Below are 17,854 nucleotides of genomic sequence, written 5' to 3'. Positions count from 1 at the left end.
GATCAGAAGCCCTGGGTGATGGAAGCCGTGATGCGGTCGCGTCGATCGAACTGGCCGAAGCGACCGGTCGCCCGGCCGTAGAAGAGGTCCGTGCCCAGGCGCAGCACGAGATCGGCGCGGTAGTCGTAGCTCAGGCTGGCGCGCAGCAGGCCGTCGCCGGCGTTGACGTCGTGGATGAGCTGCCCGCGCAGCGTCAGCGTCTCGTTGCGGAAGCTGCGCTCGACGAGCTGTGTGACATCCCATTCGACGCGGTCGCGTGTCGCCGCGCCCTCGGAGAGATCCACCCAGCTCGCGAAGAGCTGTGTGGAGACGATGGTGTCGGTCAGGCCCATCCAGTCGAGGCCGAGCACCGCCGAGGCCTCGCGGCTGTCGATGACGCCGTCGGCGTCCTGGGGGGCGGCGGCGATGAGTCGCCGGCGCGTGGCATAGGCGAGCTCGCTGCGCAGCGTGAAGTCGCCGATGGCATTGGCGGCCGATCCGCCGAGGGTGTGCGTGCGGTAGTAGCGCGGCGTCACCGCGACGCCGTCAGAGGTGGCACTGCGCTGAAAGGCCGGCCGGTCGACGTAGTGATACAGATAATTCAGCGTCAGATCCCAGCCGCCGAGAAAGGCCGACAGCTGGGCGCCGGCGTCGCCGTCGGCGAAGCGATGCTCCGGCGCATCCGCGGGGCGGAGCCGCACCCTCGTGCCGGGCGGCGCCATCGGCACCAGCTCCGGCGAGGTGATGGCGAAGGCGCCGTCGGGCGGCGGCAACGCATCCACCGAAACGTCGGCAAGCGCGATCAACTGCGCCTGCCAGACAGGGCCCAGCGGAAACTCGGCGCGCAGCGACCATTGCGGAATCCGCGAATGCTCGAAGTCCGCCAGGATGAACTCGCGGAAGTTCTGCGGATTGACCTGGTCCAGCAGCTTGAGACCGTCGGCCTTGCCCCAGACGATCTGCTGCTTGCCGGCGCGCAGGTAGAGCGGCCCCAGGTAGATATCGGCGTAGAGCTCGCGCAGCGCGAGCTCGCCGCTGCTCCCCAGCGCCTGCGGCCGGCTCCAAGGATCGTAGCTGCCGCGGTCGGGGCGGCCGGGCTCGAGCCGGTCGATGGTGTCCGCGCGCAGCCGTCCGACGGCCGTGACGTCGAAGCCCCACGGGCTGCGCCACTCAACGTCCGGCAGCAGCGTGAGCTCGGCCTTCTGGCCATAGCCGTTGGTGGTCTGCACGGCTGTGGCCAGTTCCGCCGTGCCGCCCAGCCGCCAGTCGGCGGCCGCCGCAGCCGGCGCGAGGGCAAGCAACAGCCAGGGCAGGCGCGCGCGCATCAGTAGCGCAGGCCGCGCGATAGCGCGCGCTGCTCGAAGGCGCTGTCGTCGATGTCGAGGCCGTAGACGACCTCGGAGATCTCCAGCCGTGTGCTGTGGCCGGTCTTGTGGTTGTCGACGGTGATCTCGTGCACGGTCCAGATGTCCTGGACCTGACGAATATCGGAGAAGCGCACGGTCTTCAGGCGATTGCCTTGCAGATCCCAGTTCTCGGCCTTGCGGATCGTCGCGGTTTCGGGGTCGACGTACCAGCGCGCGCGGCTGTAACCCAGTTCTTCGGCGACGCGCTCGCTGATCGGAGCGCCTTCGACGACGATGACCGCGGTGCCCTCGACCTCGTCGCGACCGACCGTCTCGAAGCGCCAGTCGCTGAGCGACACCTTGTTCTGGCGCTTGAGGTCCTCGTAGGTCAGGTCGGTGCCCAGGAAATAGTCGCCCCGGTCCGAGGCCGAGATGCGGCGCGTCTTGCGCGCGGCCGGCAGATACAGCCACTGATCGTCGTCGCGCTCGGGGTCGGCATAGTCGTAGGTCAGGAAGGCGGTGCCGCGAATGTTGCTGGGCTCGCGGTAGAACAGCACCTGCTTCTTGTCGTCGCCTTCGTAGCGACGCAGGGTGACCGCTTCCTGCTCGCGGCTGCGGCCCTGGCGGTCGGTCAGCAAAAAGTGGATGCGTGACTTCTGGGTGACGCCCTCGTCGCGTGCGTCGACGGTGGACATGAGCTGCGGGCCGTCGGGCAGAGCGTCCTGGGCTTGTACCGACGCCGCGGCGACGGCGATGGCGACGAGCACGACGAGGGGGCGCAGGCGGACAAAGCCGCCCTGTTGCTGGGGCTTGGCGGGCATGGGGTCATCCTTCGAGCTAGTGGTGGGAAACAGGCGCTGCGGGCCGATGAGCGCAATCAGCGCCGGCAGGGCGGTGAGGCTGGCGGCGAAGCTGGTGACGACGGCGACGGCCACCAGCAGGCCGAAGTCCTGCAGCGGCGGCACCGAGGAGCTCATCAGCACGCCGAAGCCGAGCGCGAGCGCGAGCAGGTTGAAGAGCAGCGCGCGGCCGGTGGTCGGAAAGAGGGCGGCGACGGCGTCGCCGTAGGCCATGCCCTGCTCGCCGAGCAGGTGGCGCAGCCGGTCCAGGGTGTGAATGGCGAAGTCCACGCCCAGGCCGATGGCGATGGCCGCGAACATGGAGGTGCCGATGCCCAGCCAGATGCCGGCGTAGCCCATCACGGCGAAAACCATCAGCACCGCGAAGGCCACCGGCAGCGTCGCCAGCAGTCCGAGCAAGACGGAGCGGAAGAACAGCGCCGACGCGAGGAAGACCAGCGCCAGGGCCAGCGCCATGCCGTTGCGGGTGCTGTCGGCCAGCGGTGCCAGCCAGGAATGCGCCAGCTCCAGCGCGCCGGTGGCCACACCGTGCATCTCCTCGGTGTTGAAGTGCTCGCGCAGGTGCCGCTTCAGGTCGGTGACGATGGGCGCGATTTCGCGGAAGTCGTCGTGCCGCATCTGTCCGCGCACATGCGCCTGGCGGTAGTCGTAGTCGACCTGCTCCTCGAAGTCGGTGGGCGCGCCGGAGGCCGAATAGAGCAGGAAGTACTGCGCAATCAGCTCCGAGTCGTCCGGTATGCGGTAGTACGCGGGATCGTCGCCGTTGAAGGCGCGATGCATCTGCTTGATGTAGTCGACGATGGAAGTGGTGTTACGCAGGCCGCCCTCGGTCTCCATCCAGTCCTGCAGGCGCTCGATGCGGCGCAGCTTGTCCGGCTCGAAGAGCGCCTCGCGCGCGTCGGTCTCGATGACGACGTCCAGGTAGTAGGTGCCGTCGAAGCGCGCGTTGATGGCGCCATCGGCCAGGCGCAGCGGCGTCGAGGGCTCGAAGCTGTGGATGCGCTGGTCGTTGAAGACGACCTGACTGGCGCCCGCTGCACCCAGTATCGCCAGCGCCACCACGGCAGCGACCGTGGCGCGCGGATGCCGGCCGACGATGGTGCCCATGCCGGCCATCAGGCGGCTCGACAGATCCGGCGTCGTTTGCGCGCTCATTCGCACCGCACGCGATGGCCGCGGCCGGAACAGCGACAGCAGCGCCGGAAGCAACAGCAGCGACCACAGCCAGGCGGCAGTAACACCCAGCGCGGCAAACAGGCCGTAGGACTGCATGGGCGGCAGGTCGGCGGCGGTCGCCAAGCCGAGGAAGCCGGCGGCGGTGGTGGCCGTGGTCAGCGTCACCGGCCGCCACATCGCCACCATCGCGCGCGCCACCGCTTCCCTGGCCGCGATGCCGGGATCGCGTGCGATCTCCTCGTAGTACTGGCCGAAGATGTGGATGCTGTCGCAGACCGCGATGCCGATCAGGATGACCGGCAGCGAGTTGGTGATGACGTAGATCGGCACGCCGGCCGCGGCCATGGCGCCGAGACCGGTCGCCACCGTGCCCAGCACGACGACGTTGGGCAGCAGCACGCCGGACAGGCTGCGATAGGCCAGCAGCAGGACGAGGGTGATCAGCACCGCGGCGACCGGATTCAAGCGCGTGGCGTCGGCGCTGATGTATTCCGACAGGTAGCCGCTGACCGCGCCCTGCCCGGCGACATGGATGCGGTCCTCCGGTCCCGCGACCCCGGCTTCGCGCGCCTGCTCGGCGAGCTCGCGCAGCGCGAAATAGATATCGGTGGCAGCCGTCTCATCCAGTAGCTCGGCGACGATGAGGGTGCCGCTGCCGTCGCGGGCAACGAGGTTGCCCAGATAGAGCGGGAAGCGCTGCAGCTGCTGCCAGACGCGCTGCGCGGCCTCGGGCGTCGCCGGCGGCGTTTCCCAGAAGGGCTCGACGAGCATGCCCTCCTCGGTGCCGCGGATGTTGTTCTCGGTGGCAAGGCTGGTGACCCGCTCGGGGTCGATGCCTTCGACCTCGGCGATGCGGTCGCTCAGCCACTGCACCAGGCGCAGCGAGTCCGGGTTGAAGACGCCTGCGTCGCCTTCGTTGACGACGGCGACCACCATTGGATCCTTCAGGCCGAAGGTGTCTTCGACGCGGTCGCGATAGGCCAGCGAGGCGCTGCCGTCCGGGACAAAGGCTTCCGGTGTCGTGTCCTTTTCGAGACCGGGCAGTTGCGCCGCGAAGGTCGCGATGGCGACGAGGCAGCCGATGATCACGGCAGCGCGGTAGCGCAGGGCCGTTCTGAAGAAGCGATACGCGTTGTTGCTTGTCATGACAAACCTGTCGACAGGTAGGTAAAAGGTGTAAAAAAATGGGGCTCAGCGCGGCAGAGGCAGTTGCTGCAGCGTGCGCTGGCAGAGACGTTCGAAGAGCGCGGCGTCGCCGCGAGCGCGCGCGGTAATGATCGCGCCCTGCACGTTGGCGATGAACCATGCGGCCGTATCGTCCGGATCGGTTGCATCGGCATCGATCAGGGCCTGACGCAGGAAGCGGTGCTGTGCGTCAAAAAGCCGCTCGACCGCCCGGCGCACCGGCTCGCCCAGATGCGACCAGGCGGCCGTGAAGGCGCCGCCCGGGCACAGCTTGTCGCCGGCCTGCAGCCGATCGCGATAGAGATCGAAGCAATAGGCGCGTAGCCGTTCCGCCGGGGGCTTGCGCTCGAAGCGGCGCGCCCAGTCGCCGAAGCTGGCGACGGCCTGGTCGAGCATCGCCACCGCGAGCGCTTCCTTGGTCTCGAAGTGGTGATAGATGCTCGCCTTGCGGATGCCCACGCGCTCGGCGATATCGCGAAAGCTGAAGCCGTCGTAGGAAGCGTCCTGAATCAGCAGTCGCGCTGACTCGATGATGCGTTCGCGGGTATCGGAGGTGTTCATGAATCAACCTTACGACAGGTAGGCTTGGCCGTCAAGCAGCATGACGGACCTGCCGCCTACAAGGGCAGCCAGATCTCGGTCAGCTTCCAGCCGAGGCCGTGTCGCCGCAGGATGAAGCGAATATCGTCATCCGTTTCCTCGTCGTGCACGGTGACGGCGAACTTGCTGAAGCCTTCGTAGGCCATGCTCGCTTCAGAGAAGGGCTCCCTCTCATTATCGCGACGGGGTTCATCGTCGCTGGAAGGGGAAGGTTCGGGCACATCGCCCTCCATCATCCGGGCGATACCCGCCGGGGTCACGAAGGCGTCAACGACGCGGTCGATCATCAGGCTGCCGAATGCAGCGCCCAGGGCGGCGAAGGGGTTGTCCTCCTCCGTCTCGCCCAGGCTGCTAGCGACTTCGGCGTTGAATTGGTCCTTCAGGTTCTGACGCACGGCGGGGAAATCGACGTGCTCGGAGAGCGCCTCGCCGTCCCGCGCATCGGCTGCGCGCTGCATCTGGTAGGTCGTGAAGTAGGGGCTGGCGATCAGATAGCCCGCGAGCACAAACACCAACGCCAAAACGAGCAGCCCGAGGCGACTCATCCCCCGCATGCGTCTAGTCATATGCATCAGTTCCGCTCCCTGCGCATGGGCTTATCTGCCGTCGCCTCGGACTCCTCGGCGGCAGAGGTGGACGCCGCCGCTGCAATGGCGGCGTCCGGAGAGCTGGCCTGCAGGCTTGCGATCCGTTCGTAGCCGCGATGCCTAAGATCGGCCCGACGCCATTCGTTGCCTTTGGCTCCGATGACGATATAGGCGCCCAGTTCCATCGTCATAACGAGTAGTGCCGGGCCATCCGCGCCCTGAGCGACCAGGGCTTGCTCGGCGCTGATCAGAATGAAAAGCACTGCGACGAAGATCAGGCCATGCAGCCAGAGCTTCTTGACGAAGGCCCAGATGGCTGTGAAGAGGAATGCTGGCCAGCTGAAGCCCTGCTTGATTGCCTGCAGCCCGTGCGTGGGGTGACGGTAAACGTCAAAATGGCGCATGCGGGTCCACGAGTTGTCCAGTTCCGTTGAGTCTGCCATCACGCTGATAGCGGCGCTGGTCACCAGCTGACCGGATGCTGCACAGTGGCGCCGGCTAGCGAGCGAAGGTCCATTCGCTGCTGCCAGCAGGCGGCGCTAGCGCTCGCAAGCTGTTCCGCTAGTCATGCAGAGGGATTGAAGGATCGCTCAGGAATACCGGCCGGGGACGCGCATGGTCAGCTGCGATTGAGCGTGCGATGGCTCTGCGCTATCGCCATCAGAAGGAGATGATGTCCCGCTAGCTGTCGTCCCTCCGGGTTGCTCACGGCTAGCCTGAGCGGAAGTCGCGCCGCCTTTGGCCAGCGCCTCGAAGAACTCGCGCTCGTGATCGGTGCCGGCCGCCTCGGCGCGGTGGCGGTACAGCTCACCGAGATTCCGGTGCACCGTGATGGCGGTGCTGACGACATCCTCGAGGTTTTCGCAGGCCATGCTGTCGGAGGTCCTGGTCAGCACCTGGACGTGTGGCAGCGGGCTGACATCATCGAATCAAGTATCGAGCAGGGCGTCGTCGCCGGACTGCTTCGCGAGCTGCTTGTAGCGCTTGGCCAGTTCGACGTGAAAGGCGGTCGCCCAGTCGACTAGGTCCCGGATCTTCTTGAAGCGCGCGTGCTCGTTGGTCATCTCGCCTGTCTCCCCAATCTACGCGTCGTTTACGTCAGTGTGTCGCCCTCGGGCTGCCGGGGCGCGGATACGTGCCCTTCCGCGGGTGGCTCCGGAAGCATGCGTGGAGCGGCTTGGCAACTACGTGTGGATCGAAGGGCTCCGGGGCCAAGTCTTGAGAAGCTGGCAGAGGCCCGCCGTGTGGCGTCGACGCAAGCTTCCAGCGGGCGCTGCGCCACGGCGCTTCGGCCGGAAGCCGATGCCGGTTACGAGGTGACCTCGCGAATTCTTGCGGCCAGCGCCGCCGCGTCCACATCCTGACTGGTATCGACGGCGATGACGCGTTCGCGCTCATCGACGCTCAGAGGATCGGCTTGGGCGAGTTGATGATGAAGAACTTCGGCATCGGCTTCTGAAGCGTCGCCGCCGGTAGCAGCGCGCTTTCGGATGCGTTCTTCGAGGATCGCCAGCGGCGCCTCGACATGCAGGATGCAGAAAGGCACCCTGGCATCATCGGCGGCGGATCGCATTTGCTGGCGGCGATCGCGCTCGAGGAAGGTGGCGTCGACGATGACCGTGGCACCGTTGGCGGCCAGCTCTGCGGCCCGCGACGCCAGATGCTGGTAGGTGCGATCCGTGAACTCCGCGCTGTAGATGCCTTCCCCGACCCCGGCGTCGCCTTGCGCCAGGGGATCCAGGCCGAAGAGCCGTTTGCGCTCGACGTCGGAGCGCAGGCGCAGCGCGCCGAGCTGCTCGGTCAGGGCCATGGCGACCCGGCTCTTGCCGCTGCCGGACAGTCCGTGCGTGATGACGATGCGGCCGCTGCGCGGTTGCAGCGCGGCGTCGGCGCAGCGCAGATAGCTCCTGGCGCGCTCGACTTCGGCGTCTTTCTCCTCACCCTCCTGCTGCGCTGCTGTCAACGCCGCCACCCGGGCGCGCACCATGGCGCGATAGGCCTCGTAGAAGGGCAGCAGCGGTTCGCAGCCGTAGTCGCCGGACCATTCGAGATAGAAGCTGCGCCAGCGTGCGGCGAGGTCGGCACGGCCGCGGAAACGGAGATCCATGAGCAGGAAGGCGATCTCGCTGGCGGTGTCGATCCAGCGCAGCTCGGCGTTGAACTCGATGCAGTCGAAGGCGCGAATGCGTCCTTCGCTGAAGACGAGATTGCCCAGATGCAGGTCGCCGTGGCACTCACGAATGTGCCCGTCTGTCTTGCGCGCGTCGAGTCGGCTGCGCAGCGCCTCGAAGGCTTGCTGGCTGGCTTTCTCGACGCGGTCGAGCAGCGCGCGGTCGTCGTCGGCAGAGAGCTGCTCGCGCACATCGACGAAGTTGTCGTGCGTCTGCTCCCGGAGCTTCTGCGGCTCGCCGTAAGGCGTCTCGGGGTCAGCGGGCGGGATGTCGTGGTGAAAGCGGGCGATGTCGGCGGCGAAGGCGTCCAGCGCGTCGCGCTGCACTTCGCCGCGCGCCAGGCAATGGTCGAGGCGCTGCTCCGGGTCGAAGCGGCGCATGAGCACGGCGTGCTCGATGGCCTCGCCTTCGCCGTCGGGCTGGGGGTCGTCGTAGCTGCCCGTGATGGGCACGACGCGGAGGTAGAGCTCCGGCGCCAGGCGCTGGTTGAGGCGGATTTCCTCTTCGCAGAAGAACTTGCGCGCTGCCAGGCTCGAGAAGTCGAGGAAGCCGAAATCGACCGGCTTCTTGATCTTGTAGCCGTAGTCCCCCGCCAGAAGGATCCAGTTGGCGTGCGTTTCGAAGAGCTGGACGCGCGACACGGGGTGGGGGTAGCGCGCCGGCTCCTGTAGCGCTGCGATGAAGGTCTTCTGCTCGGATTGCGTCATAGCATGCGACAAACTGTGGCCGGGTGCCCCCACAGTGTCACGCATTGTCCTGGTGGGCTCTTGATGTGCGTCAAGGGCCTTTGTCTACTGCGCTGCAGCAAAGATTTTGAGCATGATTCATAATCCGCGCCTGGATTCAGGTTCGGCCCATGGGTACCAAAGAACGACGACAACGCCAGTTCGCCGAGCGCGAGCAGCTGTTTCTGGACACGGCGCGTCATCTCATCGAGGAGGGCGGCTTGCTGCCCTTGCAGATGACGCGCATCGCCGAAGCGGCGGAGTACGCAGTGGGCACGCTGTATCAGCACTTTGCCTCCAAGGAGGATCTGCTGGTGGCGCTGACCACGGAAGGTGTGCGCGAGCACGGCGCGCTCTTCCAGCGCGTGCGCGACTGGAACGCTTCGCCGCGCGATCGCATGGTGGCGCTGGGCGTTGCGGACATGCTCTTCGTGCGCCGGCACCCGCAGTATTTTCGTATTGCGCAGTACGTATTCTGCGAGGTGGTTTGGGGCGCGGCCTCCGCTCAGCGCCGGCAGGAGATGCTCGAAGCCAACGAGCCGCTGGGCGAGATCGTTGTCTCCATCGTCGAGGAGGCGGTGGCCGCGGGTGACCTGGAGCCGCGGGACATGGCACCCATGGAGCTGGCCATCGGCAGCTGGGCGCTGGTGGTGGGCACCCACAATCTCGTGCACGCGGAGGGCGTGCTCTCCGACTTCGATGTCCGCGAACCCTACCTGCTGATGTGTCAGCACATCCAGGCGCTGCTCAACGGCTACGGCTGGAAGCCGTGGGCCGACGCTCTTGATCCCGCCGCCATGCGCGCGCTTATCGATCGCATTATCTCCGAGGTCTTCGATGATCTTTGCCCGAACCATGGTTGACGGCCGTCGTCGGCCGTTACTGCTTGTGCTGGGGCTGTTGATTGCCGCTCCTGCCCAGGCGATGACGCTCAGCGAGGCGCTGGACGCTGCCGTGCAGAACGACCCGGCAGTGCGGCAGTCGCTGGCGCAGACCGATGTTGATCGCGAGGCTGGTGCTGCCGATATCGCCAGCCGGCGACCCCAGCTCAACGTCAGCGCCTTCGGTCAGTACTCGCGCACCGAATCCAGCGGCGTCTTCGGCCAGCAGACCGACGAGTACCCGAGCTGGGGCGCGCAGCTCGAAGCCCGGCAGGCGCTGTTTCGGCTGGACTGGGCGGCGCGCGGCGATCGTGCCGAGGCGCTGGACGCGCTTGCCGATGCTGGCCAGCGCGATCGCATGCAGCAGTTGCTGCTGCGCGTGGCGGATCGCTACTTCGCGGTGCTCGACGCCGAAGATGCCGTCACGCAGCGCCGGCGCGAAGCCGAGGCGCTGAAGGAGGCCTACGAGGATGCGCGCAACCGCTACGAGGTCGAACTCATCCCACGCACGGATCTGGTGGAGGCGCAGTCGCGCTACGACCTGGCGCAGGCGCAACTGCTCACCGCCGAGCGAGAGTTGGCCGACGCCCGCGATGCGCTTGAGGAAACCACCGGTCACCGGCCGGAGCGCTTGCCCCGGCTTGGCGAGAATCCCGACTTCCCCGAACTGGAACCGGCCGATCCCGACAAGTGGGTAGCGGCGGCCATGGCGCAGAACCCCGAGCTGATCGCGCAGCGCGAGCAGGTCGCCGTCGCCGAGGCCGATGTGCGCAGCAGTCGCGCCGCGCGCATGCCGGAGCTGGACCTGGTAGCGCGCGCCGGCATCGACGACAGCAGCGATTTCCAGTTCGGCCAGCGTATTGACGACCAGACCATCGGCGTCGAGCTGAGCATGCCGATCTACAGCGGGGGGCAGCTGGCCGCGCGCGAGCGCGAGGCCGAGGCCCTCAAGCGGACCAACGTGGCCGCCCTCGACCGCCTGGCAGGCGAGATCCGGCGTAATGTGCGCGAGGCGCACCGAGCAGTGGCTTCGGCGCGTGCCGAGATGGGCGCCTTCGCGCGCGCGCTGGAATCTGCCGAGGCCGCTGAAAAGGCGACGCGCGACGGCTACGACGCCGGCACGCGCACGATCACCGACGTGCTGGACGCCACCTCCCGCGTGGCGCAGGCGCGTCGCGATCTCAATCGCAGCCGCTACCAGCTGCTGCTGAATCTTCTGCAGCTGCGCAGCGTAGCCGGCGAGATCGACCGCAGCGATTTCCGCCGCATCGACACCCTGCTCAGCGAACCCGAACCCCTGTCCGACACCGCAACTGCCAAGAGCCCGTCATGACGAGCAAGAAAACTCTCACGAAGCGAATGATCATCATGCTGGTGCTGGCCGGCGTCGTATTCGGCGGCGTCTTCGGCATGAAGTGGTTCGGGCAGAAGGCGATGAACGATTTCATCGACAACATGCCGACGCCGCCGGCGACGGTCTCGGCTGGCGAGGCCGAGACCATGCGCTGGCAGGCGCACATCACTTCGGTGGGCAGCTTGCGCGCCGTTAACGGCACGGATATCGCCAGCGAAGTGGCTGGCATCGTCAGTGAGCTGCGCTTCGAATCCGGCGAGATGGTCGAGAAAGGCGATCTGCTGGTTGCCCTGGACGCAGGCACCGAGCAGGCCGAGCTGCAGCGGCTGGAAGCCCAGGCGGAGCTGACCGAGCTGACACTGAAGCGGCGCCAGCGGCTCTTCGAGCGCGAGTCGATCTCGCGCTCGGATCTGGACGAAGCGCAGAGCCAGGCCGCCGTGGCGCGGGCCGCGGCGAGCGCGCAGCGCGCGCTGATCGCGCAGAAGCGCATCCGTGCGCCCTTCGACGGCAAGCTCGGTATCCGCCGCGTCAGCCTCGGCCAGTTCCTGCCGGCCGGCGAGCCGGTGGTGGCGCTGGAATCCATCGACCCCATCGAGCTGGATTTCGCGCTACCCGAGGCCGCTCTCAGCCGCGTGCGCGCCGGCATGCCGGTCAGCGTGCGCGTCGATGCCTATCCGGACGAGGTCTTCTCCGGCGAGATCCAGGCGCTGGACGCGCGCGTCAACAACGACACGCGCAACTTCGACGTGCGCGCTTCGCTGCCCAATGTCGACGGCCGTCTGCAGCCCGGGCTCTTCGCCCGCGTGCGCGTGGAGCTGCCGCAGGAAAGCGAGCACGTCGTCGTGCCGCGCACGGCGGTGCAGTACAGCTCCTACGGCGCCTCGGTCTTCGTCATGCAGGAAGACCCGGACAAGGGCCCGCCGCCGGAGGACCCGGACCCGAACATGCCGCCGTATACCGATCTCATGGTCAAGCAGCGCTTCGTCGAGCTGGGCGAGGCGCGCGGCGACTACATCGCGGTGACTTCCGGCCTGGAGCCGGGCGAGCGCATCGCGACCTCCGGCCTGCTCAAGCTGCGCAACGAGCAGCCGGTGATCATCAACAACGACGGGGCGCCCGAGCCGCAGCTCGACCCCGAGGTGCCGGAGGGCTAGGCCGCCGCCGCCCCCCCCGACTCCCTGACCGCACTGCGATCGAGCGCCGAGACTCATGCATTTCACCGATATCTTCATCCGCCGCCCGGTGCTGGCCACCGTGGTGAGCCTCGTGATCCTGCTGCTGGGCATCCGCGCCGGCTTTGACCTGAGCGTGCGCGAGTATCCCGCGCTGCAGAACGCGCAGATCAACATCACGGTGCCTTATCCCGGCGCCGACGCTGAGCTGGTTGCCGGCTTCATTACGCGGCCGCTGGAGCGCGAAGTCGCTGCCGCCGACGGCATCGACTACCTGACCTCCTCGAGCAACGCCGGGCAGTCGGTCATCACGGCCAACCTCTTTCTGAACAAGGATCCGAACGAGGCGCTGACCGAGATCGCGGCCAAGGTCAACAAGCTGCGCAACCAGCTGCCGGACGCGGCCGAGGATCCGGTGGTGGAGATCGCCGAGGGCGGCGGCACGGCCTCGATGTATCTCTCCTTCTACTCCGATGTGCTCAACAACAGCCAGATCGCCGACTACCTGCTGCGCGAGGTCGAGCCCGAGCTGAACAGCATCGAGGGCATGGAATCGGCCGAGATCATCGGCGGCCAGAATTACGCCATGCGCGTCTGGTTGCAGCCCGACCGGCTGGGGGCGCACGGACTGACGGCGGGTGAGGTCATGGGTGTTCTGCGCGAGCAGAACGTGCTGGCCACCGTCGGCGAGACCAAGGGCAACTACGTTCGTGTCGGCCTGTCCGCCGATACCGATCTGCAGAGTGCCGAAGGCTTCCGCGACATGGTGGTGGCCTCCTCGAGCGGCGATATCGTTCGCCTGGGCGACGTGGCAAAGGTGGAGCTGGGCTCGGAGACCTACGATGCCTCCGCGCGCTGGGACGGTGACAACGCCATCTTCGTCGGCATCCAGGTGCGGCCCGACGCCAACGTGCTGGATGTCATCGACGAGGTCCGCGAGCGCTGGCCGGGCATCAAGGCGCGGCTGCCGGAAGGCCTCTTTGGTGAGATCGGCTACGACAGCACGGTCTACATCCGCGACGCTATCAAGGAAGTGCTGGCCACCATCCTGGAAGCGGTGGTGATCGTGCTGATCGTCATCTTCCTCTTCCTCGGTTCGGTGCGCAGCGCGCTGATTCCGGCGGTGACGGTGCCGCTGTCGCTGGTCGGTGTGATGCTCGTCATGCTGGTCATGGGCTACACCATCAACCTGCTGACCTTGCTGGCGATGGTGCTGGCCATCGGCATGGTGGTGGATGACGCCATCATCGTTCTGGAGAACATTCACCGCCACATCGAGGAGGGCATGACGCCCTTCGACGCCGCCATCAAGGGCGCGCGCGAGCTGCTCGGCCCGGTCATCGCCATGACGCTGACGCTGGTGGCGGTCTTCGCGCCCATCGGCTTCCTCTCCGGCATTACCGGCAAGCTCTTCTCGGAATTCGCCTTCACGCTGGCCGGCGCGGTGGTGATCTCCGGCGTCATCGCGCTGACGCTGACGCCGATGATGTGCGCCAAGGTGCTCAAGCGCACGCATGCCAGCGACGACGACAGCGACCCGGACAATGGCGGCGACAAGCTCGCCGCATGGCTCGATGATCGCTTCGAGGCCCTGCGTCACGGCTACAAGCGACGCCTGCACGGCGCGCTGGAGACCAAGAGCGTGGTCGCCGTCTTCGGCGCCATCGTGCTGGGCTCCTGCTACTTCCTCTTCATCACGACGGACTCCGAGCTGGCGCCGCAGGAGGACAGCGGCTTCGCCATTCTCGTCAACGAGGTTGATGGCTATGCGTCCATCGAGTATCTCGACAAGGTCACGCGCCAGGCCGAGGACATCGTGCTCGACCACGAGGGCGTGGACCACATCTTCACCCTTAACGCGGGCCAGGGTACCGGCAGCAGCTCCGGCTTCACGGGCCTGATCCCGGCGCCGTGGAGCGAGCGCGACATGGGCACGGGACAGATCGTCGAGGAGCTCACCGAACGGGTCACCGCCGGCGTGCCGGGCATCCGCACGGCGATCATCCAGCCGCCGCCGCTGCCCACGCCCGGGCAAGGCTACCCGGTGGAGTTCGTGCTGAAGTCCACGCTCGATCCGGAGACGGTGTCGCGCGTCTCCAACGAGGTCATCGAGCGCGCGCGCGATTCAAAGAAGTTCTTCTTCCTGGCGCCGCGCCAGCGCATCGACCGCCCGGAAACCGTCATCGAGATCGATCGCGAGAAGGCGGCGCTGATGGGCGTCGACATGGCGCAGCTCAACGCCGATCTCGCCGGCTTCATGGCCGGAGCCGAGGTCAATCGCTTCTCGCTGGATGGCCGCTCCTATCGCGTCATCCAGCAGGTCGAGCGCGACTCGCGGCTCAATCCCGGGCAGCTGGAGCAGTTCCGCGTACGCACCGAATCGGGCGTGCTGGTACCGCTGTCGACCTTTGCGACGCTGCGCGACCAGGTCGTGCCGCGCAGCATCGAGCGCGCCCAGCAGCTCAACGCCGACACCATCGTCGCCGTGCCGCGGCCGGACGTCTCGCAGGGCGAGGCGCTGCAAACCCTGGAGAACATCGCGCGCGAGGTCATGCCGGCCGAGTTCCAGATCGACTACTCGGGCGCTTCCCGTCAGTTCGTGCAGGAGGGCCAGGCGCTGCTCGCCACCTTCGGCTTCGCGCTCATCATCATTTACCTGGTGCTGGCCGCGCAGTTCGAATCCTTCCGCGATCCGCTGATCATGCTGGTGACGGTGCCGATGTCCATCTCCGGCGCGCTGCTGGTGCTGAATATCGTCGGCATCACCAACGGCATGCAGCTGACCAACCTCAACGGCGCGACGCTGAATATCTACACCCAGGTCGGCCTGGTGACCTTGATCGGCGTCATCGCCAAGCACGGCATCCTCATCGTGGAGTTCGCCAACAAGCTCCAGGAGCAGGGTATGTCCAAGCGCGAGGCCATCGAGGAAGCCTCCTCGATCCGTCTGCGTCCGGTGCTGATGACGACAGCCGCGCTGGTCTTTGCCATGGTGCCGCTGCTCATCGCCGGTGGGCCGGGTGCGTCGGCGCGCTTCGCCATCGGTCTGATCATCGCCTCCGGCATGACGCTGGGCACGCTGTTCACGCTCTACGTCGTGCCCGCCGCCTACATGTTCATCGGGCGGGATCACCAGGCGACGGCCGCGGCCTAGTCCCGGCGAGCCGGCGCTGCCGCGTGCAGCGCCGGCTCGCGCGCCGCAGTCAGCACGAAGCGCTGCGGGCCGCCGGGATCGACGGCGTCGAGGGGCCAGCAGGTCACCAGCAGCAGCTCCGGCACGTCGCGAATGCGCGCGCGGGTGTGCCGACTGTCGACAACGCGGGTCTCGGTGACGCGGTAGCGCAGGCTGCCGCGGGCGGTTTCGACAACGATGAGGTCGCCGGCCGTCAGTTCGCCGAGTCGGCGGAAGTGGGTGTCGCGGTGCGCGCTGATGATCGTGGTGCGCGCCTCCCCCGGCATGCCGGAGCGCGGATTGCGGCCCGGGGCGAAGGCCAGCGCGTGGCCGCCGTCGCCCTCAAGCACGATGTGGCTCTCATCCAGGCTCGGAAAGCGCAGGCGTGCCACCGGCCAGTGCTCGGCCCCGGGCCAGGAGCGGTGTCGCCCGCCCTCGGCCAGGGTCTGCGTCCAGGCGCGCTCCAGCATCATCTGGGCGAGAACGGCCTTGGCCGGGATGCTGAGGGACCAGGCGGCCAGCGCGACTCCGGCCAGGCCGGCGCCGGCTGCCAGCCAGCGCCGCAGGCCGCGAAGCCGGCTCACGCCGGCCTCCGGCTCGGCAGCCACAGCGCCAGCGCCAGCAGCAGCAGGGCGGCGGCGAGCATCAGCAGCAGCCGGGCAGGGGTGGCGGTCTGCGCCAGCCCGACCTCGGTCGCGCCCATGCCGTGCGGCAGCTCGCGCGCAATGTCGTGACGCTTGAGCAGGGCCTCGCGCACCCGCGCCGGCGTCTTGTCGACGGCGACCAGGCTGGTGAAGCGGCTGACCAGATCGTGCTCCAGCGCCAGCGCCAGGCTGGCCTCGCGCACCAGCTCGCCATCGGCGCCGCGCGCCTCGACGCGTTGCCAGTGGCGCAGCTTCTCGCGCGCCCAGGCCTTGCCGATACCGGCCTGCTCACTGGGCTCGGTCAGCGCCAGCGTCCGGCGCCAGGCCGCGCCGCCGCGTCGACCATCGATGGCGATGCTGTCGGGCAGCGCGTCGAGCTTCATGAAGACGATCAGCGGCTCGCCGGCGTAGAGGTCGGGCAGCTTGCGCGGCAGCATGTCGGTGCCTTCCGGCAGCGACAGCGCCAGATCGGTGAGCGCCGGTTGCTCCAGCTGGCGGAAGAGGGCGCCCATGCGGTCTTCGACTTCTTCCGGCGCGGCGATATAGGTGCTGGTGCCGCGCCCGAAGTGCGCCATCTCGCTCAGCAGATGCGTGTTTGGCGCGTGGCCGATGCCCACCGTGAACAGCCGGTCGCTGCCCAGCTCCGCATCCATGGCGCGGAACAGCGTCTCGTGCTCGCTGATGGCGCCGTCGGTGATGAAGACGATCTGGCGCAGCGTCTCGGTCTCCGCGCCGCGCGTGGTCAGTGCCCGGCGCAGGCCGCCGAGGAGCTCGGTGCCGCCGTCGGCGGCAAGCCCGTCGACCCAGCCCTTGGCGCGGGCGACGGTGTCCGGCGTTGCCGGCTGCGCGCGCTGAAACAGGCTGGTATTGCCGTGATTGAAGATGACGATATTGAAGCGATCGCGGTGCTGCAGTCGATCCAGCGCTCGCTGCAGCGCGGCCTTGGCGGCGCGCAGCGGCAGGCCGGCCATGGAGCCGGAGACGTCCAGCACGAAGATCAGCTCGCGCGCGGCATCGGGCAGGTGCGTACTGTCGGGTGGCGGCGGCGTCAGCATGAGGAGGCCGTAGCCCTGATCGTCGACCGTTTCACTGAAGAAGGCGGCTTGCGCCGCCGCCGTGTCCGCCGGCGCCCAGGACAGCAGGAAGTCGCGGTCGGCCGTGGCGCCGGGATCGAGGCGGATGCGCATGCCGCCCTCGGTCTGTTCGCGCGTCACGGAGTGATAGTGACTGCGCAGCTCGGCGAGTTCGAAGCCCGGCTGTAGCTGGACCTCGAGGTCTACCGCGCTGCGCGCGTCTTGCGCCGCGCCGAAGGTGGCGGTGTTGCGCAGCTCGCCGGGCAGCAGCGGCCAGCCGGCAGGCGCGGCCGCCTCTTCTGCGCCGGGCGACGCCTTGCCGCCGGCGTAGCGCGGCGTGATGGCCATCGGTACGCGCAAGCTGAAGCGGCCCTCGCGCCAGTCGAGCATGTGCTGGTAGGCGATCTCCACGGTGATCTCGGCGCCGGGCGGGATGTTGGCGACCGCCGTCGTGAACAGATTCGGTCGCTGCTGCTCGACCAGTGCCGTGCGCTGGCCGGCGTCACGGGCAACTTCGTAGGTGCGGCGCGCCTGCTCGCGTTCCTGGATCTCGCCCTCGACGATGCGTTCGCCGATGCGCAGACGCAGGGTATCGACGGCGGCATCCTCGGGCAGCGGGAAGGCGTAGATCGCTTCCACCCAATCATTGCTGGGATTGCGGAAACGCTGTCGCAGCACGCTGCGCGCCAGTGTTCCGGAGACGCGCACGCGCACATGGCTGTCGACGGCGGGTAGCGGGCGGTGGCCGCCGTCCTCGCTGCGCGTCAGCAGCATGCCGCGGCGGACTTCGTCGAGAGAGATGCTGCCGCTTGCCTTCGGCGCGGCTTCGGCCAAGCCCTGGCCGCCGGCCAGCAATGCGATCAGGAGAAGGGCGAGCCGCCAGGCGGGCAGGCGACAGTCGGTGGAACAGACTTGATAGGGCATCGCGA

The 17,854-nt window shown here is 67.7% G+C and carries 14 protein-coding genes; 4 read left to right on the top strand and 10 right to left on the bottom strand.

What is annotated here, in order from left to right; all coding sequences use genetic code 11:
- Nucleotides 1–2: 2 nt before the first annotated feature.
- The 8 genes from U743_RS19295 to U743_RS10160 form a co-directional block, all read right to left on the bottom strand.
- Nucleotides 3–1,304, bottom strand: coding sequence for a DUF1302 family protein (locus tag U743_RS19295; RefSeq protein WP_043767925.1), 1,302 nt, complete (start codon nt 1,302–1,304; stop codon nt 3–5).
- Complete coding sequence (locus U743_RS10185) at nt 1,304–4,507, bottom strand: outer membrane lipoprotein-sorting protein (RefSeq protein ID WP_043767923.1); 3,204 nt, start codon at nt 4,505–4,507, stop codon at nt 1,304–1,306. The genes U743_RS19295 and U743_RS10185 overlap by 1 nt, the downstream gene beginning before the upstream one ends.
- A gap of 45 nt (nt 4,508–4,552) precedes the next feature.
- Nucleotides 4,553–5,107, bottom strand: coding sequence for a TetR/AcrR family transcriptional regulator (locus tag U743_RS10180; RefSeq protein ID WP_052367877.1), 555 nt, complete (start codon nt 5,105–5,107; stop codon nt 4,553–4,555).
- Between the two features lie 56 nt (nt 5,108–5,163).
- Complete coding sequence (locus U743_RS10175) at nt 5,164–5,718, bottom strand: DUF2939 domain-containing protein (protein WP_198021998.1); 555 nt, start codon at nt 5,716–5,718, stop codon at nt 5,164–5,166.
- Entirely contained in the window at nt 5,718–6,200 is a 483-nt protein-coding gene (locus U743_RS10170) for a DUF2628 domain-containing protein (protein ID WP_084191473.1), read from the bottom strand. The genes U743_RS10175 and U743_RS10170 overlap by 1 nt, the downstream gene beginning before the upstream one ends.
- Before the next feature lie 123 nt (nt 6,201–6,323).
- The gene (locus tag U743_RS10165) at nt 6,324–6,605 is read right to left on the bottom strand and encodes a hypothetical protein (RefSeq protein ID WP_156966405.1); all 282 of its coding nucleotides are present in this window, start codon (nt 6,603–6,605) and stop codon (nt 6,324–6,326) included.
- A 57-nt stretch (nt 6,606–6,662) separates the two neighbouring features.
- A complete protein-coding gene (locus U743_RS19650) occupies nt 6,663–6,797 on the bottom strand; it encodes a hypothetical protein (protein WP_269530668.1) in 135 nt (44 codons plus the stop codon).
- 245 nt (nt 6,798–7,042) lie between these two features.
- On the bottom strand, nt 7,043–8,611 hold the full coding sequence (locus U743_RS10160; protein WP_043767914.1) for a bifunctional aminoglycoside phosphotransferase/ATP-binding protein: 1,569 nt from the start codon (nt 8,609–8,611) through the stop codon (nt 7,043–7,045).
- A 149-nt stretch (nt 8,612–8,760) separates the two neighbouring features.
- Here U743_RS10160 and U743_RS10155 point away from each other — a divergent pair, with 149 nt between their 5' ends.
- The 4 genes from U743_RS10155 to U743_RS10140 are packed head-to-tail and all read left to right on the top strand — an operon-like array spanning nt 8,761 to nt 15,190.
- Nucleotides 8,761–9,492 (top strand): TetR/AcrR family transcriptional regulator, encoded by a 732-nt coding sequence (locus U743_RS10155; protein WP_043767911.1) that lies wholly within the window; start codon nt 8,761–8,763, stop codon nt 9,490–9,492.
- Complete coding sequence (locus U743_RS10150) at nt 9,467–10,843, top strand: TolC family outer membrane protein (protein WP_084191471.1); 1,377 nt, start codon at nt 9,467–9,469, stop codon at nt 10,841–10,843. Before U743_RS10155 ends, U743_RS10150 begins: the two co-directional genes overlap by 26 nt.
- Nucleotides 10,840–12,018, top strand: coding sequence for an efflux RND transporter periplasmic adaptor subunit (locus U743_RS10145; protein ID WP_043767906.1), 1,179 nt, complete (start codon nt 10,840–10,842; stop codon nt 12,016–12,018). Before U743_RS10150 ends, U743_RS10145 begins: the two co-directional genes overlap by 4 nt.
- Before the next feature lie 55 nt (nt 12,019–12,073).
- Nucleotides 12,074–15,190: an efflux RND transporter permease subunit gene (locus U743_RS10140; protein ID WP_043767903.1), complete on the top strand. Its 3,117-nt coding sequence runs from the start codon at nt 12,074–12,076 to the stop codon at nt 15,188–15,190.
- Here the strand turns inward: U743_RS10140 and U743_RS10135 are convergent.
- The gene (locus U743_RS10135; protein ID WP_198021997.1) at nt 15,187–15,792 is read right to left on the bottom strand and encodes a class GN sortase; all 606 of its coding nucleotides are present in this window, start codon (nt 15,790–15,792) and stop codon (nt 15,187–15,189) included. The genes U743_RS10140 and U743_RS10135 overlap by 4 nt on opposite strands.
- Nucleotides 15,789–17,849, bottom strand: coding sequence for a marine proteobacterial sortase target protein (locus U743_RS10130; RefSeq protein WP_052367871.1), 2,061 nt, complete (start codon nt 17,847–17,849; stop codon nt 15,789–15,791). The genes U743_RS10135 and U743_RS10130 overlap by 4 nt, the downstream gene beginning before the upstream one ends.
- Nucleotides 17,850–17,854: the final 5 nt, after the last annotated feature.

The sequence above is a fragment of the Algiphilus aromaticivorans DG1253 genome, from assembly GCF_000733765.1.
GTDB lineage: Bacteria > Pseudomonadota > Gammaproteobacteria > Nevskiales > Nevskiaceae > Algiphilus > Algiphilus aromaticivorans.
Note: the sequence above shows the minus strand (reverse complement) of the source record. Positions and strands in the feature narration are given on the sequence as shown.

Excerpts from the sequence above, each read along its gene's own strand:
- U743_RS19650 (WP_269530668.1), bottom strand. The coding sequence starts at position 6,797 with ATGACCAACGAGCACGCGCGCTTCAAGAAGATCCGGGACCTAGTCGAC.
- U743_RS10180 (WP_052367877.1), bottom strand. The coding sequence starts at position 5,107 with ATGAACACCTCCGATACCCGCGAACGCATCATCGAGTCAGCGCGACTG.
- U743_RS10160 (WP_043767914.1), bottom strand. The coding sequence starts at position 8,611 with ATGACGCAATCCGAGCAGAAGACCTTCATCGCAGCGCTACAGGAGCCG.
- U743_RS10140 (WP_043767903.1), top strand. The coding sequence starts at position 12,074 with ATGCATTTCACCGATATCTTCATCCGCCGCCCGGTGCTGGCCACCGTG.
- U743_RS10165 (WP_156966405.1), bottom strand. The coding sequence starts at position 6,605 with ATGGCCTGCGAAAACCTCGAGGATGTCGTCAGCACCGCCATCACGGTG.
- U743_RS10175 (WP_198021998.1), bottom strand. The coding sequence starts at position 5,718 with ATGCATATGACTAGACGCATGCGGGGGATGAGTCGCCTCGGGCTGCTC.
- U743_RS10155 (WP_043767911.1), top strand. The coding sequence starts at position 8,761 with ATGGGTACCAAAGAACGACGACAACGCCAGTTCGCCGAGCGCGAGCAG.
- U743_RS19295 (WP_043767925.1), bottom strand. The coding sequence starts at position 1,304 with ATGCGCGCGCGCCTGCCCTGGCTGTTGCTTGCCCTCGCGCCGGCTGCG.
- U743_RS10130 (WP_052367871.1), bottom strand. The coding sequence starts at position 17,849 with ATGCCCTATCAAGTCTGTTCCACCGACTGTCGCCTGCCCGCCTGGCGG.
- U743_RS10185 (WP_043767923.1), bottom strand. The coding sequence starts at position 4,507 with ATGACAAGCAACAACGCGTATCGCTTCTTCAGAACGGCCCTGCGCTAC.
- U743_RS10145 (WP_043767906.1), top strand. The coding sequence starts at position 10,840 with ATGACGAGCAAGAAAACTCTCACGAAGCGAATGATCATCATGCTGGTG.
- U743_RS10150 (WP_084191471.1), top strand. The coding sequence starts at position 9,467 with ATGATCTTTGCCCGAACCATGGTTGACGGCCGTCGTCGGCCGTTACTG.